A 24433-nucleotide genomic window follows, 5' to 3' on the forward strand; every position below is an offset into this window, starting at 1 on the left:
TTCGAGATTTAATGCAGGCGGGGAAAGCCGTGGCGCTCCGCCAGAAGATCGAGAATGCGCTTCGTGTCCTGCACAAAATGAACACCGCCAGCCTCGCGCGCGTCATCCGGTGGATTGTCGCCCAGCACCAGCAAGGGCAGCGACTGGTTTTCCTCGCCGACCACGGCAATCACATCCGCCCTCGGGCGCAGAAAACCGACCCGGTTGACCTCGATCTTCTCAGCAAGAGCGGGAAAACTCGCGAGCAGGCCTTCCACCTGGTTGCAGTAGGGGCAGACGAAGACCGTGCCCGGATACTTCGGATCTTCAAAGCCGGGAGCGATGAGGAAGAGCCTGTCCTTTGCCATGCAATGCGCCATCCATATTGGAAAATTCAACTCTGCATGCAGCTTGAAGCTGGATTGCGCCTCGGTCCAGCAATCAATATTGCCGCATCAAGAAGAAAAAAATTGCGCATGCCATCCTCGTTTGAACGGCATCAGGGAGTGGCCGGAAACACAAAAAGCCCCGGCGTCCCGAAGGAGCGCCGGGGAGTTGGAGGAGACCCACATCACCTCAACTGTGTCAGCGTGTAGTCCTGCCATGGCCGCCCGTGAATGGCGGTTTGCGTTAGAGGCGCAGGCCGGCCTCCTTCATCAAAGGCAGGATGCGATCTGCGAAGTATTCAAGGTCCTCGCGGAAATCGTAGAAATTCAATTGGACGCCATCGATGCCCGCCTTCTTGAGACCGATGAGTTGCTCGACCACCTGTTCCGGCGAGCCGATGATCTCGATATTGCCGCCGAGATTGCGGCCCTGCTTGTGGCGGGCATCGCCGCGGCCGCGCCAGGCATGGGCATCGCTGTCGTAATTGTTGGTGGCAAAGGCGCGCGTGCCCGGCTGCGGCCGGCCGGCCTCGATCGCATCGGCATAGGCAATCGCTTCCGCTTCCGTATCGCGGCTGACGATGATCGGGTTGATGATGGTCTTCACGCTCCGGCCATAGGCGTTGGCGCGATCCTTCACCGTCCGGACATGAGCAGGCAGCGTCTCCAGGGCGCTCTCGATATGCGCGCCGCCGGGAGACGTGACGAAGACGAGATCCGAATGGCGCGCGGCAAAATCAATGCCCGCCGGCGAACCGGTGGCCGTGACGAGGTTGGGACGCCCGAACAGCGGCTTCGGCGTGATCCAGCCATTGTTGACCGACCAGGGATTGAGCTTGCCCTCAAAGGAGTAATTTTCTGTCTCGCCCCAGAGATGATGCAGCACGTCGAAGAGTTCCGATGCCATCTCGTAGCGCTTGTCATGGTCGATGCGTTGCCAGCCGAACATCTCATGCTCGATGGCGCGGTGGCCGGTGACGATATTGATGCCCCAGCGACCCTTGGCGATATGATCGAGCGTTGCACCATATTTGGCCAGATGCAGCGGGTGCAGCGGCCCGTACAGCACATGGATCGTCGAGATGAGCAGGATGTTCTTGGTGATCGCCGCCATGGCGCCGAGTGCAATAAAACTGTCGAGCGAGGATTCGCCGTCATAGCCACCCTTCGGCAGCCATTGCGTGCGGCTGAAGGCGATCTCGAAACCAAGCTCGTCCGCCCGCTTCACCAGCTCCGCGTTGTAATCGAAGGTCCAGCTGTTGCTGGTCGGCAGGCTGGAGAAGTTGATGTCCTGCAGATTGAGAAACAGCCCCAGCATCAGCGGCTGGCCCGTCGCCCGGCTGAGCGGGCTTTCCTCGAAATCCGATGGCGCCCTCAATTCCGCACCGGTGGCCTGAATAGCCGTCACTGCCATTGTCTGTCTCCCTCAGCCTGTTTCGGCATTACGTTTCGAAGGCATGAGCGCCTGTTCGAGCACATGGCGCAGGCTGACGGGCCTGCGCCCCAACATCCGCTCGACGGTGTCGGTCACCGGCGCGGCCAGTCCTTCTGCAATGAGGGCGCCAAACTCCCGCACCGCCTGAGCCGCAAACGCATCATCGTGTCCGGGGGAGACGGCGACCGCTTGCGTATCGATGCCGACGGGGCGACGCAGAATGGCGGAGACGAGGCCTGCGATGTCCGAGGTGGTGAAGGCTTTCGCGCCGGTCAGCACCAGCGGTTCGCTGACGTTCAACCCGGAATGCAACACACGCGCGGCGACATCGGCAATGTCGTTGATGTTGATAAAGGAGACGGCGGCGCCCGCATAGCGACCCGGCAGATCGCGGCCGGCCAGAGCGGCGGCAATGACCGGCGCCAAGGACACCTGCATCCACGCATTGGGACGGATGATCGCATGAGAAAGACCGCGCGCGGCAAGATGCGCCTCCACCTTTCGGTGCTGCGCACCGGCCGTGGAGCGATCGGAATGTTCGATCGTCCAGGTCGAGCCCGAGATCTTCACGATATGCCGCACGCCCGCATCGACAGCCGCATCGATGAGAGCGGTCTGATGGGCGCCAAGATTTGCGCTGATCGGCGACAGGAGAAAGACCCGCTCGACGCCATTCAAGGCCGTCATCAGGCTTGAACGGTCTCCAAAGTCTCCTTGAGCGATATCGACCGCACCGCTAAAGAGCCGCTTTGCTTCGTCGGGGCGGCGTGTCAGGACGCGGACACGATCACCGCTGTAGATCAAACGGCGTGTCACCAGCTGGCCGAGCCGGCCCGTGGCACCCGTGACAAGGATGGAGGATGGCATGATCCGACCTCACAAAGGCTGACGCAGATGCGCCAGCGCCAGCGGGCGCGGATCCACCCAGTTTTCGACGTTGAAGTTTTCCGGAATGAACTTCCATTCCAGTAGGAAATCCTTGAAATGCGCGATGGCATCGATCTCGTCCCTGTCGAGCGTCAGCGCCAGATGGCGGTGAACCTCGGGACCATTGGCGGTCCGGACCGCATCCTCGCTGACACCGATTTCATTGGCGATGAAGCGGACGGCGTCCGACGGATGCTGTTCGGCCCAGTCGGCCACGCGCTGGATCGTGGCAATCAATTCCGCCACGAGATCCGGGCGCTCGTCGGCAAAGGTCGCATCCACCGTCAGGGGGCGCGGCGTGCCGTTGTTGATGCGGATCTTGGGATCCGGATGAAATCCCGTCTCGACCACGATATGGGCGCCGATCAGGCTGGCGACGGTGACACCTTCCGCTCCCTTGACGAAGAAGGCGTCGATCTCGCCGCGATGCAGTGCCGCGATCTCCTCGCCATAGGGAAGCTTGCGGCGGGGCGTAAAGGTCGATGCGTCCGCGTTCGAACCGGGGCTGGAGGACTGCGCGACCAGATCCACCAGCTCCACGTCGGCAGCCGCCAGACCATGAATTTCCAGCGCCGACACGATGCCCTTCAAGGAGGTTGCCCGCTGGAAGTCGATGATATCGCCGGGACGGCGGGGCAGCCCGAGCTTTCGTCCCTTGAGGTCTGCGCCAGTACGAATGCCGAGATGCGGCAACGTGATCACCGCCTGAAATTCGTCGGTCCGCGTCAAGCCGACGAGACGGGTGCGGCGCCCGCCGGATCGCGCCCAGATCGGCGGAATATTGCCGCCCTGGCGGAACGACCAGTCGAGATGGTGGTCGAAATGGCTCTGGCGGATTTTCGGATCGGCGGAATCCCGAATGGATGTGACATCGATCCGGTGGCGGGAAAACGCCTGGTCCACCCAACCCAGCTGGGCCGCGATGGAAAGCGGCGTCGGCGCCGGGCAGCGCGTATACCACACCGAGGACGGTGCGGAAGAAAGACGGGGAGCGGCCTGCGCCATAGAGACATCCTGCGTCGGAGAAAAGGATGCCTCAGGCTAACGACATTCGTGAAAAGTCCATAGAAATTATATACTATAATCACGCGGGGGCGGGAACGGATCGTTTCCAAGTCCCGGTTGGCGCGAAAAGGGCCGGATTGGCATCCGGCCCCACATCCGACCCCATTGGGCGTTTGCGGGAAAAAGTAGAAAGCCTTTTCCCGAGCCAATCACCATGAAGCGAGCCGAGGCTACTTCAGAGGGAAACCAAGCCGCCGCAGAATGGCGGTGAGTTGCGAGCGCCCCTTGAGCGCCGCTGCGTTTTCGATGCGCTTGGCAATCACGCTGGTCCAGCCGGAGAGCGGCAGCTTCTGCTTCTGCTGGAAGGCCTTCATGGCGTCATCATAGGAGGCGAGATCCTCCGGGCGGATTGTTCCATACTCTTCGCGGAACAGGACGGCCGATTGCGGCAGGCGCGGCTTCACATCCGTCTCCACCGCAGGATCCGGATAGCCGACGGTCAGGCCGAAGACGGCAACTGTTTCCGGCGGAAGCTTCAGTTCGCGGGCCACATCTTCCGGCTGGTTGCGCATGCCGCCGATATAGCAGGAACCAAGCCCGAGCGAGTCGATGGCGACCACCGCATTCTGGGCGGCAAGCGCCGCATCGATCGCGCCGATCAGGAAGCTCTCGTGGAAATCGAGCCCCTCACCATTATTGCCATGCTGGCGGGCAATCTCCCGCAGGCGCGCCAGATCGACCAGCCAGACCAGGAAAAGCGGGGCCGCCAGAATATGGGCATTGCCACCGGTAAAGCCCGCAAGCCGGGCTTTCCGCTCCGGGTCTTCCACGGCAATGACGCTCCAGGCCTGAAGGTTGGACGAGGTCGGCGCCGATTGGGCGGCGGCCACCAGCAGTTCGACCGTGCCGGCCAGCAAGGCATCGGGGCGATAATTGCGCGAGCTTCGGTGGTTGAGCAGGACCTCGAGCGTGTCGTTCCACTCGGAAGGCAGGGCCGGAACCGGTGCCCGGCGGCCATACCGTGCCTGCCAAAGTGTCTGTCGATCCACCTCGCCATCCTGCGAGGATATCTGCCGTAAAACTGTCGATGTCATGAAATGTCCTCGCCTGAATGGATTTCTCTTCAATGGCCAGCGAGCGCGCTTGGGCTGCCGTCCTCTGTCACGCTCACTAAAACTCCGACTTTGCGCCTTGCCGAGGAATTTCCTCCCAACAGCATGAGGCTGGATGAAAGATCATTTCGGCTATTCGGGCGCAATGGCGGTTCGGCTGATTTTTCTCAAATGGCGCGGACGCCCGATGGTGAGGTTCGGCAAACTCGCGGCGAGCCCTCAGACGAACTGAAAAGGGCCAGATCACCCTAGACCGTAGCAAATTCTACCGGGCACAGGAAATTTTACCGCTCCATAAAGAAATTCATTCTTCTGAACTCGGCGAGGCTTCGTGATGCTCTGACGATCGGATTGCCCCTCGTTCACAGGAGACTGCGCCCATGTCATTTTCAAGACGCGCCTTCAACAGCCTGCTGCTGGCTGCCACGGCCGGAACCTCCCTCTCCTTGCTGTCACCGTCCTTTGCATCGGCGCAGACGGCAAAGCCCGTCTCCGGCGGAACGCTGAAGCTTCTCTACCGCGTCGATCCGGGCAATGCACTGTTTGCCATCAACACCTCCTCCGGCACCGGGCAGGCCATCGGGCCGAAAATCGTCGAAGGCCTGCTGACCTTCGATTTCGATCTGAAGCCGCAGCCGCTTCTGGCGACCGAATGGTCGATCTCCCCGGATAACCTACGCTACACCTTCAAGCTCCGGCCCGGCGTGAAGTGGCATGACGGCGCGGATTTCACCTCCGAAGACGTGGCCTTCTCCATCTTCCGCCTGAAGGAGGCGCATCCGCGCGGCCGCATCACCTACCAGAACGTAGTGGCCGTCGAGACGCCGGACCCGCTGACGGCCGTTATCGTGCTTTCCAAGCCCGCTCCCTTCCTGCTGGCGGCCCAGTCGAGCTCCGAATCCCCGATCGTCCCGAAGCACATTTTCGAAAAACTGCCGCCCGGCGACGGCCAGACCTTGAAGACCGCCATCGGCACCGGTCCGTTCAAGCTCAGCGAATGGGTACCGGGCAGCCACCTGATCTTCGAGAAGAACCCCAACTACTGGGACAAGGGCAAGCCCTATCTCGACCGCGTCGTGCTGCGCATCGTGACCGACCCCGCAGCCCGTGCCGTGGCGCTGGAAACGGGCGAGGCCGACATCGGCGACAACCCGGTGCCGCTGGCGGACATCGAGCGCCTGAAGCAGAACAAGAATCTGGTGGTCGATACCACGACCTATGCCTATGCGGGCCCGCAACAGCAGCTTTTCTTCAATTACGATACCGAGCTGCTGCGCAACAAGGATGTCCGTCTTGCCATCGCCAAGGCGATCAACCTGCAGGAAATCGTCAATGTCGCGCTTTACGGCTATGGGCAGGTGTCGCCCAGCCCCGTCAGCACAGCCCTGCCGAACTGGTATGATTCCAAGATCACCGCCCACCCCTACGATCCCAAGGCGGCAGAAGCGCTGCTCGACAAGGCGGGCTTTCCGCGCAAGGCGGATGGCAAGCGCTTTCAACTGCGGCTGACCTACAATTCCTACCTGGTGCCAGGCTACGCCGATGTGATCCGCAGCCAGCTGGAAAAGATCGGCATCGGCATCGAGATCCGCAAATACGACCTGCCGACCTTCCTGAAGACGGTCTACACGGATCGGGCCTTCGATCTCGTGGTGGAATCGCTGTCGAACACGTTTGATCCGACGCTCGGCATCCAGCGCGCCTACTGGAGCAAGAACTTCAAGATCGGCCTGCCCTTCTCGAATGCCGCCCATTACGACAATCCGCAGGCGGATGCCCTGCTGGAGGCCGCCGCAATCGAGTCGGACCCGCAAAAGCGCTGGGAGTTGTGGAGCCGCTTCCAGCATCTCATCCATGACGAGGTGGCATCCGTCGATCTCGTCGCCGCCGGCAGCCAGATGGTCGCCAACAAGCGCGTGAAGAATTTCGTCACCGGCGCCCAGGGCCTCAACTGGAGCTTTGGCGACATCTGGCTTGAACCGGGCGTCTGAAGGAGAGCGACATGACACATCAGATCGACAAGAAGACTTTCGCCGCCTGGCTGGCGGATGGCCGGGAACTTGCGGTTCTCGATATTCGCCCCGCAGATGAGGTCGGCTATGCCTCGCCGCTGTTTGCCACCAATCTGCCGGCGGACCGGCTGTTTGCCGAGATCGATCGCTTCATCCCCCGCCGCTCGATCCGCACCGTGCTCGTGGACGACGGCAAGGGAGCCGCGGTCGCAGCCGCCGAGGCGCTGTCGAAGAATGGCTGGGGCGATCTTCATGCCCTGAAGGGCGGCATTCCCGCCTGGACCGAGAAGGGAACCGACAACCTGCCCACCTTCGATGTGCCGGGCCTGCCTTTCGTGAAAAAGATCCGCGACGAAAAGCAGACACCCGTCGTTTTCGCAGCCGAACTTCAGGCCTGGCGCGATGCCGGTGAAGATGTGATCGTCATCGACACGCGCACTTTGCCGGAATTCGAGAAGGGCCATGTGCCGGGCGCGGTCGCCATTCCCGGCGCGGAGCTTCTGCTGCGCTTCCGAGACAGCGTGCCGAACCCGCAGACGAAAGTGGTCGTTTCCTGCGCCGGCCTGCCGCGCGCAATCCTCGGCGCCCAGACGCTGATCGATGCCGGGGTCGATAACTTCGTGGCCTATCTGGACGAAGGAACACGCGGCTGGACGGAAGCAGGCTTTGGGCTGGAACAGGGCCTGACGGCCACGTTCGGCAAAGCCAGCGATCAGGCGGTGCGGTTTGCGGAAGACCATCTCGCCACCTTGTCGAAGGACGATCAGCTGACCTTCATCGACCTCGAAACAGCGAAAGCCTGGACGTCCGATCCGGAGCGGACAACCTATCTTCTCGACGTGCGCACGCCGGAGGAATTTGCGGCGGATCATCTGCCGCACTCCATCTCGTCGGAAGGTGGGCAGCTGCTGGGTGTCGCCTATCGCACACTCTCGGTGCGCGGAGCGCGGGTTATCCTGGTCGACGATCCTCTCGGCGCTCGCGCCAGGATTGTCGCCCATTGGCTGGCTCGCCGGGGTTTTGAGATCGCGCTTCTGCTCCACGACTTCAACGCCGAGAAACGGGCGGCGGCCTGACCGGTCGCTGCCTGCAGGACCGGACCCGGACAGCGGCATGATCAGGGGCGGCATGCCGCGTCCGGGTCCGGTTCAAACAATAATTTCTTTCGCCACGAGCAAACATTCATCGCCTGCGTCCTCTCAGCCAGCTGATAGGTTTGGGCCTCGTGGCCGACCGTCCGCGGGAGGATTCTTAAGACATGACCGACATTGCCAACGCCTGGGGTGCTGCGCCAAGCGAACGATTCGACGCCATTGCGAGCCGGTTTCGGCCGATCTTCGCCGATATTCATGCCGGCGCCATCGAACGCGATCTGGCCCGCACGCTTCCCTTTGCGGAATATCGGCGGCTCAAGGACGCAGGCTTTTCGGTCCTGCGGCTGCCGGAAGAAATCGGTGGCGCGGAGCTGACGCTGCCGGAACTCTTCGGCCTGCTGATCGAGCTGGCCGAAGCCGATCCCAACCTCACCAATGCCTATCGCAGTCATCTCGGCTTCACCGAAGATCTTCTGAACGCGCCGCCCGGCGACTGGCGGGATCGCTGGCTTCTGAAGCTTGCAGCGGGCGAAACCATCGGCAGCGGCTTTTCCGAGATCGGCAACGCGCCCCTTGGCAGCTACTCCACCCAGCTCATCCGCAACGGCGATCATTGGCTGCTGAACGGCCAGAAATTCTACACGACCGGCTCGCTCTATGCCGACTGGATCACGCTCGGTGCCGTGGACGGCGATGGCCATCCGATCGGCGCCCTCGTGCCGACCAGAGCGGCAGGCGTCGAGATCATCGATGACTGGGATGGGTTTGGCCAGTCGCTGACGGCAAGCGGCACCGCGCGTTTCGCCGATGTTGAGATCAGCAATGACCTGATCAAGCCGAGCGCGCTGCGTTTCTCCTATTCCGGTGGCTTCTTCCAGCTGGTGCATCTCGCCTCGCTGGCAGGCATCGGCCGGGCAGCTGCCACGGAAGTGGCGGGGCTGGTGGCGGAGCGGCGGCGCGTCTATGCGCGCAGCAACGCCACCCTCCCCGGTGAAGACCCGCAGATCCTGCAGGTTGTCGGTCGCGTGCGCAGCGCCGCCTATGCCGCCGGCGCCATCGTGCTGAAGGCTGCCGACGCGCTGCAGCGCGCGCATGCGGCCAATCTGACCGGAGACACCGAGGCCATTGCGCGCGCCAACCGCGATGCCGACCTGGAGGTCAGCCAGTCGGTCACCGTCGTCTCCAGCCTGATACTCGAGGCCACAACGATATTGTTCGATGCGCTTGGCGCGTCGGCGGCCAAGAAGAGCCATGGTCTCGACCGCCACTGGCGCAATGCCCGCACCATTACCTCCCACAACCCCCGCATCTACCATGATCGTGTCGTCGGCGACTTTGCCATCAACGGCACACTGCCCTCCCCGCAAGCGGGCGTCGGCATTCATCCTGAAAGAGAAAAAGCCAAAGCATGACTGAAACGAAGAGACGGCTGAACCTGAATGTCGGCATCAACACAACCGGCTATCTGGCCAATGCCTGGAAATACCGCACCGGTGACCGGCATGACATCAACGACCCTGACTACTATCGCCGCCTGACGGAGCTTGCGCACAAGGGGCGGTTCGATGCCGTCTTCTTCTCCGATCACCCGGCCCTGCTGACGGACCCACTGAGCCGCCCGTTCCACACGCTGGACCCGCTGATCCTCTGCACGACACTCTCGGCCCAGGTGCCGGATATCGGCTTTGTCGCCACGATCACCTCCACCTATAATTCGCCCTATAATCTGGCGCGGCGGGTGCAGTCGCTGGATATCGTCTCCGGCGGGCGGCTGATCGTCAACGTCGTCTCCTCCTTCAACCCGAATGTGGCGGCCAATTTCAGCAACGCGCCCCTGCCGCCCCGCAGCGAGCGCTATCCGCGCGCCATCGAATTCCTGGATGTGGCGAAAAAGCTCTGGGCAAGCTGGGATCCGCGTCGTGAAGGTGAGGTTCCGCCGGATCGTTTCTGGGATGCATCGAGCGCGCACACCATCGATCACGAAGGGCAATTCTTCCAGGTGCGGGGGCCGCTCAACGTGCCGCGCAGCCCGCAGGGACACCCGGTCATTGCGCAGGCGGGCGCCTCCGAAGGCGGCATCGAACTTGCCGCACGCCACGGCGAAATCATCTATTGCAACATCCTCTCCCGCCCGGCCGGACAGGCTTTTGGCAAGAAGGTGAAGGACAAGGCCGTCGAAGTTGGCCGCGACCCGTCCGGCATCCGTATCGTGCCGGGGCTCGTCGCCATCATCGGCGAAACCCGAGAAGAGGCGCTGCGCAAGCACGAACTGTTCAGCGGCACCGGTTCCGAAGACGGGCTGCTCGCCCGTTTCGCCAGGGAAAACGGCATCGATCCCGCCACCTTCGATCCCGATGCCGTGCTGGAAGCCGAGCGTTTCGTGCCGGACCAGAACCGCCAATGGGCGGTCGGCATGGGGCTTGGCCTGTCGGACCTGCTCACCTACGAAAGGCTGACGGCGCGTGAGGCCGTACGCCGTTCGGAAGGTCACCACCGCCTCGTCCTCGGCACGCCGGAAGAGGTGGCAGACCAGATCATCGATCTCTGGGAGGACGGAACCGTGGACGGCTACACCCTGCAGCCGCCACGCGCGCCGGACGATATCGAGGAATTCGTCGAGAAAGTCGTGCCGATCCTGCAGGATCGCGGCGTCTACCCCCGCGACTACGAAGGCCGCACCATCCGCGACCGCTACCGCCTGCCTTACCCGGATTGAAGGCCCAAGACGGGCGATCAGGTCAAGGGGGAGATCGCCGTGTTGCGGTGCGGCGCAGCCGGTCCGGCTCCGTATCGCCGCACGCCGCTACCGCCGCACATACGAAACCAAAAATCGCCGGAGCGAACTCAAAACTGGGTAAGCTCGGGGGCAAGGTCACCAACAGACGCTTGTCTACTTGATCATGGTGGCAATCGCGGAGGCCGCCGATCAGTCACGTCGAAGCGATCCGCCTTCGGCTCTCCACTGACCAAAGCTGATCAGTTCGGCCGATTGCTTCCGTGCGCATGGTCAACTCGGCCAACGTGGCCCACTCAAAAACCCTTCATAGAACGTTCACAGCGGCCAAATGACTAATAGCCGTCCATCAACGTTAATCACGTATTATAAGACATTTTTGCAAAGGTTCGCTACCCTCTTAAGATTGCACATAGTTGTAGGGGGCGGCCATGGACGAAAAAACCTATGCACGGGAGTTATTTGAACAAACCTTCGTAGCTATTCAGCATGCGACAGATGTCGCAGCTTCGATAATTCTATTGAGAGATGCTTATAAGCTCTCGCATGTCACCTACCACATGGCACAAACCATAGCGTCTCGGATAGACGCACCATTCGTCAGAACGACGTACCCGCCGAACTGGGTCAGCAGATACCTGCAGCAAGGCTACTTCAACATTGATCCCGTTCTCATCGAGGGCGTTTCAAGGAGCCTGCCATTTCTATGGAGCGAGCTGGAGGTAACCCCAGCGGCTCAGCGACTGTTCGAGGACGCCACACAGCATGGTCTCGGAATTTCAGGTTATGCAATACCAATCATTGATAGGTGTGGCCGCCGAGCCCTCGTATCGCTCAATATTGACATGCCGCAAGATCAGTGGTCAGCCCTCGTCGTGCACTACAGAGCTCACTGGCTTGAACTCGCACACGGCTTGCACACAAAGGCGTTAGTTGAACTCTATGGCAAGGAAGATCCGGCACCACCACTTGGCCGGCGCGAGAGGGAATGCCTTCATTGGGCAGCCTTGGGCAAGGAATACAAAGACATTTCCTGCATCCTGGGCATCTCAGACCACACAGCCAGAGGATATCTGAAGTCTGCACGCTTTAAGCTGTCCTGTGCGAACATTCCCCAAGCCATCGCCAAAGCGATAAGCCTGCGCCTGATCAATCCAGTCTGACCCCCCAAATGGGGCGGCGCAGGCGCGGGAGTTTCAACTGGAACTGCAACTCTGCATGATGCCTCTGCAATATCCAAAAGGGGGAACTCATGTTTATCACGCTAGAAGCGCATCAATATGCACGATATCCGGGGCTGCTGGACCGCATGTTCAAGCTGCGCAAGGAGGTATTCTCAGACCATCTTGGTTGGTCAGTGACCGTCACCAACGGCAGCGAAAAAGACCGTTACGACGACCTCGGCCCGGTATACTTGTTATGGTGCGACGACGACGGACAACGATTGTATGGATCCATGCGGCTTATGCCGACCACCGGTCCCACGCTCCTCTATGATGTCTTCCGCGGGACATTCCCTGCAGACATCGATCTCGTGGCGCCGGGCATCTGGGAAGGAACGCGCATGTGTGTCGATGAGAAAGCAGTCTCACTCGACTTTCCAGAGCTTACACCTCTGGACGCATTCAGTCGCCTTCTGGTCGCGCTGTGCGAATGCGCGCTTCATCACGGGATCGATATGATGCTCTCCAACTACGAGCCGCACATGCGTCGTGTGTATCGAAGAGCAGGGGTGGATGTCGATGAGCTTGGCCGCGCCGATGGCTACGGTCGATTGCCCGTGTGCTGTGGATTGTTTGAGGTCTCGCCGGTTGTGTTGGACCGAATGCGCGAAGCAACCGGGATTACCGATCCTCTTTATTCGAAATCCTTGTCCATCGACCAATCCAGAGCGATTGGATTGGCAGCGTGAACGGGCGGGCGGCAATGCCACGGCTTCCCATGAAGCACATTCGAAAGCTGACGGAACAAGCCTACCTCATCGCGTTTGAGTGCAAGGACGCCCAGCTCGTCCTGCATCTCGGACTCGCCCTGCAGGTAATTTCCGCCAAGGAGGTCGCGGAGCAACTCAACAATCTGAAGCTTGTCAACGCTGAAGATGTGGGAGCTATGCTCAACAGGACAATCAAGCTGGGTGGTTTCGAGAGCTACTCGTCTCAGAACTGAAATCTGAGGCAAACCCATCTCGGCTGTTATTGAGCGTCAAAAATCGCTGGACGCGGGCGAAGTTTCCGGGGGAATTGGAAATTCATTTTTCCGGAACCTGCCGTCAAAATTCCGGAAATCCGCGTCAAGCTACATCCGAAGACGGAAATGGTGGGCCCGGAGGGACTCGAACCCCCAACCAAGCGGTTATGAGCCGCCGGCTCTAACCATTGAGCTACAGGCCCTCGACCTTCTGCAAAAAGGTGGGCCCGCGTGCAATGGTTCATGCGGGCCGCTTGAGGTTCGGCTCTAACGCAAAAAGCTACGGGCGACAAGCCGTTGCCGTATTGGCTTCACATTCTCAAGGCACCTATCGTCTTCAACCGCAAGAGTGTCACGCAGAAGTGGGGCAACCTTGCAAAGATCATAGCGGAGGATATTCATGCCGGGCTTGTTGACGCGTTCCAGACGGCTTTCACTTCTAACCCTTGGTGTCTCGGCAGGTCTTGCCGGGGCGCCGGCCGTCTGGGCGCAAATGCCGCCACCGCCGCCGCCGCCGCCGCATCAGGCGATGATCAGCGTCACCGGCGAAGGCCGCGCGGCCATTGCGCCGGACATGGCGGTCGTGTCGCTGACGGTGACACGCACGGGCGAAACGGCCGATGCCGCGCTTGCCGCCAACAATGCCGCCATGCGCGATGTTCTGGCGGCGCTGAAGGCCGACGGTATTGCCGAGCGGGAGATCCAGACCAGTGATTTCTCGATCTTTCCGCAGTACAGCCAACAGGAAAGCTCCGGCCAGAATGGCGCAGGCCAGACGGACGAAGCGCCGCGCATCATCGGCTATCAGGTCAGCAACGGTCTTTCCGTGCGGGTGCGCGACCTTGCAAAGCTCGGCGGCCTCATCGATCGGTCCGTGAAACTCGGCGTCAACCAGGGTGGCCAGATCAGCTTCACCAATGATGATCCGAAAGGCGCCATGGAAGAGGCCAGACGCAAGGCCGTGGCCGATGCCATGACCAAGGCGAAGACACTCGCCGATGCCGCCGGCACCAAGCTTGGCCCCGTGGTCTCCATTACCGAAAACGGCACGCGCCCGGTGCCGGCGCCGATGATGCGCATGGCCATGGCCAAGGAGGCCGATTCGGTTCCGGTCTCCGGAGGCGAGAACAGCTATACCGTGACGGTCGACATGCGGTTTGAAATCGCGCGCTGACTTTTTATCATTGCTGCAGGCATCGACAGGTGCCTGCAGCCGCGCACTGCCGTGACATTCGGGCCTTCCGTTTCAGCGGAACAGGATTGCAGACAGCAGCCCATCGCGCTTGCGCTGCCGCGTGAGGCGTTCAGAGAGTTTTCGCGGCCGAGGAACTCAGGCTGCGACCCGTTCGGGTCAAATGGCGAACACGGCAGAGCCGAGAAGTCGGACGAAGGTCGGCGGATCCCGCAAAATGGTGTGAAAGACCATCGGAATGGGCAGAGCGTGCGGCACGCACCCGGCATAACCTCGGCTTGGGACTGGTCGCCGGCGGCGCCTGAGGCTTTCCCGCAACGATAATCTAGTCCCTATCTTTGAGGTAGACGGGACCCATACCGCAAATCGCATAGCGGACGTGCAACAAGACGCGGAAAGCCGCCGCTCAGATGCTAGGGGGCGTGAGCGACGGCTTCATCCGTCCATTGGGCTATGGAGCGGATTTCGGCAAGTGAGAAAGGTCGAGCTTAGCGACGGATGACCGGGCAGCCGCGTTCATTGGCAAACACGACGCGGTCGCGGCCGCGACGGTCAAAACCGGCCACCACCACCACGCGCCGGTTCATATCCACAACGCGGGCACGGCGAAGGCCCATGCGGGCCGCCTTGTCCTCGGCATGCCAGGGGGCGCAGCCGGCGCGGCGATCGGGACCACGATCGTAGTGGCGCGGGCCACCGCGGTCGTCACCGCGCCATTGCACCTCGACCCGCAAGCCATTATCGGCCGCAGAGGCGCTGGCAAGCGGGGCGGCAAGCCCAGATACGACCATCAGGGCGGCAAGACCGGCCTTGGCAAGAAGCTGTCTCATTGGGTATTCCTCCAGTATTGCATTGCGCCACGGCGGGCACTGGAGGCAATCTAGTGGACCGGATCTGAACGCCTTCCGAACCGCTCGTTCATTCACCATTCAGTATAATCACCGCTCAAGGCGACAGATGCAACACCACCTCGCGACGGTGCGGCCGGTCGCGATGTTCAAACAGATAGATCCCCTGCCAGGTGCCGAGCGCCAGTCTTCCGCCGACAACCGGGATGCCGAGCGACACCGTGGTGAGCGCCGATTTCACATGCGCGGGCATGTCGTCGGGCCCCTCCGTGGTGTGAACCATAAAGCGCATCGAGGGGTTGTCGCTTGGTGGCACAAGGCGCTGGAAAAACGCAAGCAGATCGCGGCGGACATCCGGATCGGCATTTTCCTGCACCAGCAGCGAACAGGAGGTGTGGCGCACGAAGAGCGTCAGAAGCCCCTCGTCAAGCCGGGCGCCGCGGACGAAGGCCTCGGCCTCGCGGGTAAATTCGGTCAGCCCCTGCCCGCGGGTTTCAAGGCGAAGTATGGTCTGCGGCATGGTCTCTCCTTGACGATTGTGATGCCATCAGGCGCCCGGCAGGCGGCGGCGCTGCCAATCCTTTTGCGGCACCTCGCCTCCCAGGCGATAGCTGAACGAGGTGACCTTCATCGTCTTCATATCGACAGTGCACTGAAAGCTCACATCGAACCAGCGCCCGCCGCTGCGAAAGGCGCCGCCATCGGCATCCAGCGTGCTGTTGCGGATAAACCCGCCGGAGGGGCCATAGGGCATGATGAAGTCCGGCGTCGTGTCCGGGCGCGCACGCGCCACCTGCTCTGCCACTTCAAAACTGCAGATCTGCGTCAGGCGCCGCTTGGGGGGCAGTTGCCCCAGCGCCGCTTTCAGGGCCGGGTTTTGGAGGCGCGCGTCAGACAGAAGCGTATCCGCCTTTGTCATGGCGCCGCCCGGATTTGCTGCAGGTTCCGGGGCGGGAGACACGGTCTGCGGGCGGGGCGTCGGCACGGGCACGGCCTGAACGGCATCGGTCGGTGGCATGGAAGGTTTGCCATCGGCAAGGCCCGGCGCAAAATCGGCCTGCGGCGGCGACACGTCGTGGGGAAGCGGAGTGCCGGCCTCTGCCGCTTGTTGTTCCGGTTGCGGCTCAGCGGCCGCTTGCGTCTCAACGGGCGGCGGAACGGATGGTTTGGCCGTCTCCTGTGGGGGCGATGCCGGCGGGGTGCCGGGCTGCCCGGCCGGATCGGGAGCGGCGGGCGGTGCCTTGTCCGGGTCATCCTTTGCAACCGGTGCCGCTTCCACCGGCGCCGGCTCATCCTTGGCCTGCGTCTGGCCCGACTGGTCATTGCGCTCCGGCTGGTCGGACGGCGGCGGAGGCGGTGCCGCAATCATCGTGGCCTGCGGCGGTGGCGGCGCCTTTTCTTGCGGTTGCGGGGCGGCAGGCGGGGGTGCGGGTGCGTCTTTTGCACTGTCCGGTTCTTCGGCCGGCGGAACGATTTCCACCGAAACGGCTTCTTCCTGCGCCACATCCGGAACAACGGACGGGAACGGGATGAGAAAGACGGCAAGCACCAACAGGTGCAACAGGGCGGAGGTCGCAGCAAGACCCCAGCCGCTGCGCAGCCGCCGCGTGGGCTTCGCTATGGGCGAGCCTATATCCGAAACATCCTGCATCTTCTGCCATGTAAGCCGGAATGGCCGGAGTATCGAGGGGATAAGTTGCAGCGCGTCACAAATAATTGCAGAGGCCGCACAGATCGTCCCTCACCTCAGCCAACACTCTCGCAAGCCCACGATGTACGGTCATCTGGCGCCGCTGAAGCAGAATGAACGTCAAAACCCATCAATTTTAACCGAAAAATACCTTGGAAGGCGGGCGCGGGTCATGCATGTTGGAGGACGCGGTTTCATATCGGCCGCATTACAGGCGACCGTCGCGCCACTGCGGCAGGCCGGCTGTTCACACGACAACGAAGCACACCGGGTCCGCCGACAGACAAGGCCGCGCGGGTAAAGAAAACAGTGTCTCGAAGGGGGGAGCCCATTATCGGTAAATATGCATGGCCGGCCATCGGCATCGCCGCAGTTGCCGTTTCCATCTGGCTTCTGTTCAAGGAACTGCGCGGGCTGTCGATCGATCAGCTGGGTGAAAGCCTGGCTGCCATCTCGCACACCCACTGGCTTCTCTGCGTCGCCAGTGCGGTTCTCGCCTATCTGGCCCTTGCGGGATATGATGCGCTGGCGCTGAGCTATCTGAAGCATCGCGTCAATTTCGTCTTCATCACCCTCACCTCGTTTACCACCTACGCCCTGTCGCACAATCTCGGCGCATCGGTTCTGTCCGGATCGATCATTCGCTATCGGGCCTATTCGTCCAAGAGCATGTCGGGCCTTGAAATCGGCCAGCTGATTGCGTTCTGTTCGTTCACCTTTGCGCTCGGCACGATCCTGCTCACCGGTCTTGTGCTGACCTTCGAGCCGTCGGTCGGAGAACGCTTCATCAACCTGCCGGCGACGGATACGTTGCGCTGGGTCGGTATCCTGCTGCTGGTGGGCATCGCAGTCTATGTCTATGGCAGCTGGAAACAGTTCCGCCCGCTTACCATCGGCCCCGTCAAGATCTATTATCCGCAGCTCAGAACCGTCGCCCTGCAGCTTCTCATCGGGCCGCTGGAAATCATGGGCGCTGCCGCCATCATCTATTTCGCGCTGCCGGAGGCGGGAAATCCCGGCTATTTCGTCGTGCTCGGCATTTTTCTCCTGTCGTTTTCCGCAGCACTTCTCTCAAGCGCACCGGGCGGGCTCGGCGTGCTGGAACTGCTCTTCGTCAACGGTCTTTCGGAAATGCGCGATGCCGACGTGCTGGCGGCCCTCCTGGTGTTCCGCCTGCTCTACCTGCTCATTCCGCTTGCCCTGTCGATTGCGGTGGTGCTGGTGTTCGAACGGCGGCGGATGCGGGAGGCTGCTTAGCCGAACGAGCGATGACAAGCAGCCGGGTATCATCGTCAATTTTCTGGATGGCAAACGTCAGGGTTTTACATCCAGGCCTTTCTCGATCCAACTGAGAGCATTCTTGATTGGCCCTCGGACACCCCGGTCAGGGTTCATCGGGTTGTCAAACTGAACTTTCGCATTGCGCTCGAGCTTCTTCAGAACGTCACGAGCCCGGCGAAGCTGCTGCTCGCTCAGCGCCACACCAGCTTTGTCACGTATGTTAGCGATCAGCATCCGATGCAGCGCGCTCGTCAGGGTCCAGACCGTGTTCAACCGGATACCGTCAAGAGTACTGCTGTTCGCCAGCCGCTGAAGGCAGTCAATCAGTGGTTCGATGAGTTCAACAGGCCGTGTCTCTCGAAGAATAACCGCAGCAGAATATAGCTCTTCAGGTGACGCTTCCTTTGAAAGGAAGCTCTTCAATTGGCTGCTATCGGTAATTTGTCCAGCATGACTTTTCAACTTTTTGCGAACTTTAATTAATTCGGACATTGGCGAGCTTGAATCGAAGCTCTCTATGACAGTTTGCAGGTTATGGCGTTCCAGAGACAGTTCAGTTTCCAGGACCTTGATATCCTGCCCTTGCTTCTCCAACTCATCGCGTAATTTCTGCAACTCGATCCCGACGCCACCCGGAAGCGTTATTTTCGATACATACCTGAGCATGTCCGGCCTTAAAATAATAAAAGCCACCAGAAATACCGCCAATATGCTCCATAAATTTTCGACGAAAAGCTTTATGTATTCGAACATAGAATTGTCACCTTCGCCTAAACTAAATGAAGATACGCAATTCAACAGCAAATCGTGCATAAAATAAAGGCCGGACAAGAATGCCGGCCTTTACACAATCAGAATTACGAATTTTTTCTCAGCTATCCAAGAACGAACGCAGCTTGCGGCTGCGGCTCGGGTGCTTCAGTTTTCTCAGCGCCTTTGCCTCGATCTGACGGATACGTTCGCGGGTAACCGAGAACTGTTGGCCGACTTCTTCCAGCGTGTGGTCCGTGTTCATGCCGATGCCGAAGCGCATGCGAAGAACACGTTCTTCGCGCGGCGTGAGCGAGGCAAGCACGCGGGTGGTCGTTTCGCGCAGGTTCGCCTGGATGGCGGCGTCGATCGGCAGTAGCGCGTTCTTGTCCTCGATGAAATCGCCGAGGTGGCTGTCTTCTTCGTCACCCACGGGGGTTTCGAGCGAGATCGGCTCCTTGGCGATCTTCAGGACCTTGCGGACCTTTTCGAGCGGCATGGCGAGCTTTTCAGCCAGTTCCTCCGGCGTCGGCTCGCGGCCGATCTCGTGCAGCATCTGGCGCGAGGTACGAACGATCTTGTTGATCGTCTCGATCATGTGCACCGGAATGCGGATCGTGCGAGCCTGGTCAGCGATCGAACGGGTGATCGCCTGGCGGATCCACCAGGTGGCATAGGTCGAGAACTTGTAGCCGCGGCGATACTCGAACTTGTCGACCGCCTTCATCAGGCCGATATTGCCTTCCTGGATGAGGTCGAGGAACTGCAGGCCGCGGTTGGTGTACTTCTTGGCGATCGAAATCACGAGACGCAGGTTGGCCTCGACCATTTCCTTCTTGGCGATGCGCGCTTCGCGCTCGCCCTTCTGGACCATGTGCACGATGCGGCGGAATTCGGTGACCGAGATCCCGGTTTCCGTCGCCAGATTCTGGATTTCCTGGCGGATATCGCGAATCGTCTGGTTCTCGGCGCGGGCGAATTCCTTCCAGCCGCGCGCGGACAGGTTGGAGACCGACTTCATCCAGTGCGGATCAAGCTCCGCCCCCTGGTACTGCTCAAGGAACGAATCGCGCTTGACGCCGTAGGATTCGGCCAGACGCAGCAGGCGGCCCTCGTTCTGCACGAGACGCTTGTTGATGTCGTAGAGCTGCTCGACAAGGCTGTCGATGCGGTTCTGGTTGAGCGACAGCGACTTCACCGCCGTGATCAACTGATCCTTCAGTTCCTTGTAGCGGCGCTCCTGGCCAGTGGACAGCGTGCCGGTGCACGACAGGCGTGCCTCGACCTGCTGGTCCTGAAGCTTGCGCAGCTTCTTGTAGGTATCGGCGATGGTGTCGAGCGTTTCCATCACCTGCGGGCGCAGTTCCGCTTCCATGGCGGCGAGAGACAGGCTCGATTCGTCATCGTCCTCCTCTTCCTCTTCCATGGGCGGCAGATCGCCGCCGACATTGGTGATGTCGTCGTCGGAAGAGCGCGGACGGCGGGTCTTTTCCTTTTCCTCGGCGGCCTTGCGGTCAGCCTCGATCTTTTCCGGGCTCTGGAACTGCGGCGCGGCCTTGGCTTCCGGACCGGAATAGGTCGTTTCGAGATCGATGATCTCGCGCAGCAGCGTCGTGCCTTCGTTCAACTCGTCGCGCCAGATGATCAGCGCCTGGAAGGTGAGCGGGCTCTCGCAGAGACCGGCGATCATCGTCTCGCGGCCGGCCTCGATGCGCTTGGCGATGGCGATTTCGCCTTCGCGCGACAGAAGCTCAACGGAGCCCATTTCGCGCAGATACATGCGCACGGGATCGTCGGTGCGGTCTGTCGGCTCTTTCTTTTTCGTCGTGGCCACAGCCGTGCCGCCGGTGGGAGCAAGCTCTCCGCCTTCGCTTTCGGCCTCTTCGTCATTGCTGTCGTCGTCACTGGCCGCCGGTTCTTCGGCTTCCTCGTCTTCCACGACATTGATGCCCATGTCGGAGAGCATCGCCATTGTGTCTTCGATCTGCTCGGACGTCACCTCTTCGGAGGGCAGCACGGCATTCAGCTCGTCCATCGTGACATAGCCACGCTTCTTGGCGAGCTTGATCATCTTTTTGACCGCGTCGTCGGAAAGATCGAGAAGCGGACCGTCGGTGGCGCCGTCGCGTTCGTTTTCAGCTTCTTCGTTTTCTTTGACTTTTGTTGCCATGTATTCGTCTTTCCTTGGACGTCATTCGCGGCGCTTACACATCGCCGTTCGCAACACAGCAAATGCCGCGATGCGAATCGCAATCAATCACGTACCGGGTGGACATTTAATTCCCGCTTAACCGGGATCGTGTTCCGACCCCTCAAGCATCGCTTTGCGTTCACGCCAACGATCCCTGCATTTGCGGCCCGCACGCCTCAGTTCGCCCTTTTATGCCTGGAACGGTGATTCCCACAAATTCACGTCCCGTCAAGCCTTCTTGGAGGCAAAGCGCAGTTAAAAGTGTAAAAAGCGGAATTGTGGCGGGCTCCCCGCACTGTTGTCACTGGTTCGCAAGATATCTAGTGATGCGCCGACCAAAGACAAGTCCCCGGCCGGCGAATAAAACAGCAACGATCACACAGCACAACCAGACGGCGATCAATTGCCGTGCCCGACGGCAGCGCCCTTCACGCGGCCCGACATCACCCCAAAGCCATCGATGATCGCCTCCTGGTTTTCCATGCGCACGATTTCCAGTTGCACCTCGGAAAGCGCGCGCAGCAGCGGTTCGATATTGTCCTCGTCACCGGCTTCGGTGGCGGCCGAAATCTCCCGCTCCAGTTCCATCTTCTGGAAACGCAGCGCCTTCGTGCGCTTGTGCAGCGACAGGGCCTGCCTATAGCCTTCGCGCGCATCCTCGGGGGCCGCCTGCTGGGTGGCGATCCAGAGCCGTGCATTGCGCACCTGAAGATCAAGCGCGGTGACAAGCGGCTCGAAGCCTTGAGCCGCCAACCGCTCCATCAGGTATTCGCGCGAAAGGTTCGCACCTGCGGTTGCCGCTGCCGGCAGCATGGCCGACCAGAAGCGCTGCAGGTCGCGGTTTTCGAAATCGATGGCGGCGATCTCGTCATACTCGTCGAGCAGAAGCTGCGGATGATTGACGATGGTGATCGCCAGCACCACTTCGCGCAGCGCCGGCAGATCCTGATAGCCGCGCACGAGGCCGGAGCGCGCCAGCCGATCCGACACACCGAGACTGCGGCCGGCGCCGCCAAAGTTCTGCCCCTGGCCGCCGCGTCCGCCGGAACCACCCTGCCCGCGTCCCTGCTGGTTCGAACGGCCGGAAAAGCCGCCCTGGCGATTATCGCGTCCGGCTCTCACCGGCGCAAAAAACGTGTTCAGCCGGTCGCGCATGTCCTGCTGGTAATGGCGGCGCACGTTTTCATCGGCAATGACGGCAACGATCTGCTTCAGCCGCGCCTCCAGTTCGGCGCGCTTTTCCGGCGTGTCGAACTGGCCGTTGCCCGCTTCGCGCAACCAGATCATCTCGGCGAGCGGACGCGCCTGCTGCATCACGGCATCAAACGGCGCGCGGCCTTCGTGACGCACGAGATCATCAGGATCCTTGCCATCGGGCAAAAGTGCGAAGCGCACCGTGCGGCCGGGTTTGATGTGCGGAAGCGCAAGGTCTGCCGCCCGGCTTGCCGCGCGAAGGCCGGCACCATCTCCATCGAAGCAGAGGACCGGCTGCGGCGTCATGCGCCACAGCAGTTCCAGCTGGTTTTCGGTGAGCGCCGTGCCAAGCGGTGCAACGGCATTTTCGACGCCCGCCTGATGCAGCGCGATGACGTCCATATAGCCTTCGACGGCAATGATGGTGGCGCTTTCGTCGTCACGGCCCTTGGAGAGCGCCTGAGAGGCTTTTCGCGCACGGGTGAAATTGTAGAGCACGTTGCCCTTGTGAAAGAGTTCCGTCTCGTTGGAATTCAGATATTTCGCCGGCGCATCCGGCGCCATGGCGCGCCCGCCAAAGGCAATCACCTTTTCCCGCGACGACAGAATCGGAAACATAATGCGGTCGCGGAAGCGGTCATAGGACACGGCGATGCCTTCACCATGCACCACAAGGCCGCAGGCCTCGATCTGATCCTTCGGGATGCCCTTTCCGGCTAGATATTCTTTCAGTGCGCTGCGGCTTTCCGGTGCATAGCCAAGGCGAAAGGTCTCGATGGTGCGCCCGGTCAGGCCACGATCGCGCAGATAAGCGCGGGCCTTTGCGCCCCCGGCGGTCTGCAACTGGTCCTGGAAGAACACCGTTGCAAGTTCCATCACGTCGAGAAGCGTCGAGCGCTCCTTCTCGCGCCGTTCGGCCTGCACATCCGGCTGCGGCATGGCAACGCCTGCCATGTCGGCCAGTTGCTGCACCGCTTCGGGAAAGCTCAAGCCCTCGATTTCCTGCATGAAGCGGAAATGGTCGCCGGAGACGCCGCAGCCAAAGCAATGGTAGCGGCCCTTGCGATCCTCGCAATGGAAGCTCGGGCTCTTTTCGCCGTGGAAGGGGCAGCAGGCCCAGTAATCGCCGCGCGGCACGTTGGTCTTCTTGCGGTCCCACGTGACCCGACGGCCGATCACGGCCGAAATCGGCACGCGATCACGTATTTCGTCGAGAAATGTATTGGAAAAGCGCATCGCTACCCTCAAGGACCAGCCTTCATATAGGCATGTCGCAGGCCCTGCGCCACAGCTGGCTGAGCTTGCACCCGCAATTCACAGGGTACTTACAGGTACCAATAAATAAACCGCTCAATTGCAGGTTCCGTTGCGTCAATTTTAAGGCAGTTTCCGCGCTGCAAAAATTACGTTTTTTTAATTTGAATTTGCTCCTCCCGGGGCTCTTAGTGTCCCCGTGACTTCCTGACGTCCCACTCTCTCAACAGGAAGAGCCACGCAACAAAGGTGTGTATTCCCCCATAACGCACACCTTTGGCATCGCAATCCTTCCCCCGGAAGCGATGCATTCCAGGCGTCAGAGGCAGGACTTCCCCCAGTCCTGCCTCGCTTGCCGGATTAATTCTTTTTCCCGCATGAAGAAACACCCGCCGATTTCCCCGGTTTCAGGCCCCTGATCCGTGACATTCTGCCCTTGCCGCAGACGGCATTGACGAGGGGGTGTGTATATACAATGATACATACAGCGGGCTTTTGGGCGCGAAGTCGCCATGACTGCTTGCGGGGGCGGCTACCGGCACCCACGTCCCGGCTGACAGCGGAGCATAGGCTTGCACGCTGAACGTGGGTTTGAAAATTTCGAATGGGACGAGGCAAAGCGGCAGGCGAATATTGCCAAGCATGGGATCGACTTCGAGGATGTCGTGCTGGCGATGGATGATGCAGCCTATATCGACCGTTCCGCTTATGACCGCGAAGAACGATGGATTGCCATCTGCCTGGAAAGCGGCCGGCTTATCGCCGTGGTGTTTACGAAGAGAGGAAGCGCCTGCCGGATTATTTCGGCGCGCATTGCGAGGCAAAATGAGCGAAGACGGTATCACGCGCATCACAGCCGAGGAGATTCGTGAACGGCGGCGCCGTGGAGAAAAGAGCCAGACCGACTGTGCCCGCGTCGACGCCCTCACCGATGAAGAGATCGAAGCGGCCATGCGCGACGATCCCGACTGGCAGGATCTTCTCGATGTCGACTGGTCGAAGGCTGAGTGGGTGGTGCCGGAGAAGAAGAAGGCGATATCCATCCGGCTCGACGCCGATATCGTCGATTTCTTCCAGGCGACGGGGAGCGGGTACCAGACGCGCATCAACGCGGTGCTGCGCCATTTCGTGTCGGAGCAGAAACGTAAAGGCGGCTGACGAC

22 protein-coding genes and 1 tRNA gene are annotated in these 24433 nt (G+C 60.8%); 11 read left to right on the plus strand and 12 right to left on the minus strand.

What is annotated here, in order from left to right:
• Window positions 1-8 precede the first annotated feature (8 nt).
• The 5 genes from ACEXP3_RS05070 to ACEXP3_RS05090 form a co-directional block, all read right to left on the minus strand.
• On the minus strand, window positions 9-347 hold the full coding sequence (locus ACEXP3_RS05070; protein WP_377296292.1) for a DUF3088 domain-containing protein: 339 nt from the start codon (window positions 345-347) through the stop codon (window positions 9-11).
• Window positions 348-609: 262 nt separating this feature from the next.
• Complete coding sequence (locus ACEXP3_RS05075; RefSeq protein ID WP_377296293.1) at window positions 610-1779, minus strand: LLM class flavin-dependent oxidoreductase; 1170 nt, start codon at window positions 1777-1779, stop codon at window positions 610-612.
• Window positions 1780-1791: 12 nt separating this feature from the next.
• A complete protein-coding gene (locus ACEXP3_RS05080) occupies window positions 1792-2667 on the minus strand; it encodes an NmrA family NAD(P)-binding protein (protein WP_377296294.1) in 876 nt (291 codons plus the stop codon).
• A gap of 9 nt (window positions 2668-2676) precedes the next feature.
• Complete coding sequence (locus ACEXP3_RS05085) at window positions 2677-3732, minus strand: ABC transporter substrate-binding protein (protein WP_377296295.1); 1056 nt, start codon at window positions 3730-3732, stop codon at window positions 2677-2679.
• 230 nt (window positions 3733-3962) lie between these two features.
• Entirely contained in the window at window positions 3963-4826 is an 864-nt protein-coding gene (locus ACEXP3_RS05090) for an NADPH-dependent oxidoreductase (RefSeq protein ID WP_377296296.1), read from the minus strand.
• 398 nt (window positions 4827-5224) lie between these two features.
• Here ACEXP3_RS05090 and ACEXP3_RS05095 point away from each other — a divergent pair, with 398 nt between their 5' ends.
• The 7 genes from ACEXP3_RS05095 (at window position 5225) to ACEXP3_RS05125 (ending at window position 12850) form a co-directional block, all read left to right on the plus strand.
• Entirely contained in the window at window positions 5225-6835 is a 1611-nt protein-coding gene (locus ACEXP3_RS05095; RefSeq protein WP_377296297.1) for an ABC transporter substrate-binding protein, read from the plus strand.
• 11 nt (window positions 6836-6846) lie between these two features.
• Window positions 6847-7932: a rhodanese-like domain-containing protein gene (locus ACEXP3_RS05100; protein ID WP_377296298.1), complete on the plus strand. Its 1086-nt coding sequence runs from the start codon at window positions 6847-6849 to the stop codon at window positions 7930-7932.
• 182 nt (window positions 7933-8114) lie between these two features.
• Window positions 8115-9362, plus strand: a complete 1248-nt coding sequence (locus ACEXP3_RS05105; RefSeq protein ID WP_377296299.1) for an acyl-CoA dehydrogenase family protein — start codon at window positions 8115-8117, stop codon at window positions 9360-9362.
• On the plus strand, window positions 9359-10666 hold the full coding sequence (locus ACEXP3_RS05110) for an NtaA/DmoA family FMN-dependent monooxygenase (RefSeq protein ID WP_377296300.1): 1308 nt from the start codon (window positions 9359-9361) through the stop codon (window positions 10664-10666). The genes ACEXP3_RS05105 and ACEXP3_RS05110 overlap by 4 nt, the downstream gene beginning before the upstream one ends.
• A 449-nt stretch (window positions 10667-11115) precedes the next feature.
• Window positions 11116-11847: a LuxR family transcriptional regulator gene (locus ACEXP3_RS05115; protein WP_377296301.1), complete on the plus strand. Its 732-nt coding sequence runs from the start codon at window positions 11116-11118 to the stop codon at window positions 11845-11847.
• Window positions 11848-11936: 89 nt separating this feature from the next.
• Entirely contained in the window at window positions 11937-12596 is a 660-nt protein-coding gene (locus ACEXP3_RS05120) for an acyl-homoserine-lactone synthase (RefSeq protein ID WP_377296302.1), read from the plus strand.
• Window positions 12597-12610: 14 nt separating this feature from the next.
• Window positions 12611-12850: a hypothetical protein gene (locus ACEXP3_RS05125; RefSeq protein ID WP_377296303.1), complete on the plus strand. Its 240-nt coding sequence runs from the start codon at window positions 12611-12613 to the stop codon at window positions 12848-12850.
• A 148-nt stretch (window positions 12851-12998) separates the two neighbouring features.
• Here the strand turns inward: ACEXP3_RS05125 and ACEXP3_RS05130 are convergent.
• A tRNA-Ile gene (locus ACEXP3_RS05130) sits at window positions 12999-13074 on the minus strand.
• Window positions 13075-13271: 197 nt separating this feature from the next.
• On the opposite strand from ACEXP3_RS05130, the gene ACEXP3_RS05135 reads away from it, so the two are divergent.
• Window positions 13272-14045, plus strand: a complete 774-nt coding sequence (locus ACEXP3_RS05135; protein ID WP_377296304.1) for an SIMPL domain-containing protein — start codon at window positions 13272-13274, stop codon at window positions 14043-14045.
• Between the two features lie 506 nt (window positions 14046-14551).
• Here the strand turns inward: ACEXP3_RS05135 and ACEXP3_RS05140 are convergent.
• From ACEXP3_RS05140 to ACEXP3_RS05150, 3 genes are all read right to left on the minus strand, one after another.
• A complete protein-coding gene (locus ACEXP3_RS05140; protein ID WP_377296305.1) occupies window positions 14552-14893 on the minus strand; it encodes a hypothetical protein in 342 nt (113 codons plus the stop codon).
• Window positions 14894-15008: 115 nt separating this feature from the next.
• Window positions 15009-15431, minus strand: a complete 423-nt coding sequence (locus tag ACEXP3_RS05145; protein ID WP_377296306.1) for a secondary thiamine-phosphate synthase enzyme YjbQ — start codon at window positions 15429-15431, stop codon at window positions 15009-15011.
• Window positions 15432-15458: 27 nt separating this feature from the next.
• Complete coding sequence (locus ACEXP3_RS05150; RefSeq protein ID WP_377296307.1) at window positions 15459-16562, minus strand: DUF930 domain-containing protein; 1104 nt, start codon at window positions 16560-16562, stop codon at window positions 15459-15461.
• Window positions 16563-16910: 348 nt separating this feature from the next.
• Here ACEXP3_RS05150 and ACEXP3_RS05155 point away from each other — a divergent pair, with 348 nt between their 5' ends.
• The gene (locus tag ACEXP3_RS05155; protein WP_377296308.1) at window positions 16911-17858 is read left to right on the plus strand and encodes a lysylphosphatidylglycerol synthase transmembrane domain-containing protein; all 948 of its coding nucleotides are present in this window, start codon (window positions 16911-16913) and stop codon (window positions 17856-17858) included.
• 57 nt (window positions 17859-17915) lie between these two features.
• Here ACEXP3_RS05155 and ACEXP3_RS05160 read toward each other — a convergent pair whose 3' ends face one another.
• From ACEXP3_RS05160 to dnaG, 3 genes are all read right to left on the minus strand, one after another.
• Window positions 17916-18635, minus strand: coding sequence for a hypothetical protein (locus tag ACEXP3_RS05160; RefSeq protein ID WP_377296309.1), 720 nt, complete (start codon window positions 18633-18635; stop codon window positions 17916-17918).
• A 118-nt stretch (window positions 18636-18753) separates the two neighbouring features.
• Entirely contained in the window at window positions 18754-20802 is a 2049-nt protein-coding gene (gene rpoD / locus ACEXP3_RS05165; RefSeq protein ID WP_210104488.1) for an RNA polymerase sigma factor RpoD, read from the minus strand.
• 420 nt (window positions 20803-21222) lie between these two features.
• Window positions 21223-23253 (minus strand): DNA primase, encoded by a 2031-nt coding sequence (gene dnaG, locus ACEXP3_RS05170; protein WP_377296310.1) that lies wholly within the window; start codon window positions 23251-23253, stop codon window positions 21223-21225.
• Window positions 23254-23936: 683 nt separating this feature from the next.
• Between dnaG and ACEXP3_RS05175 the strand changes: the two genes are divergently transcribed.
• Together ACEXP3_RS05175 and ACEXP3_RS05180 are read left to right on the plus strand one after the other, a co-directional pair.
• Entirely contained in the window at window positions 23937-24143 is a 207-nt protein-coding gene (locus ACEXP3_RS05175) for a BrnT family toxin (RefSeq protein WP_377296593.1), read from the plus strand.
• Window positions 24097-24429: a BrnA antitoxin family protein gene (locus ACEXP3_RS05180; RefSeq protein WP_377296311.1), complete on the plus strand. Its 333-nt coding sequence runs from the start codon at window positions 24097-24099 to the stop codon at window positions 24427-24429. The genes ACEXP3_RS05175 and ACEXP3_RS05180 overlap by 47 nt, the downstream gene beginning before the upstream one ends.
• The last annotated feature ends 4 nt before the right edge of the window (window positions 24430-24433 follow it).

The sequence above is a fragment of the Neorhizobium fuzhouense genome (assembly GCF_042611105.1).
GTDB classification, from domain to species: Bacteria; Pseudomonadota; Alphaproteobacteria; order Rhizobiales; family Rhizobiaceae; genus Neorhizobium; species Neorhizobium galegae_A.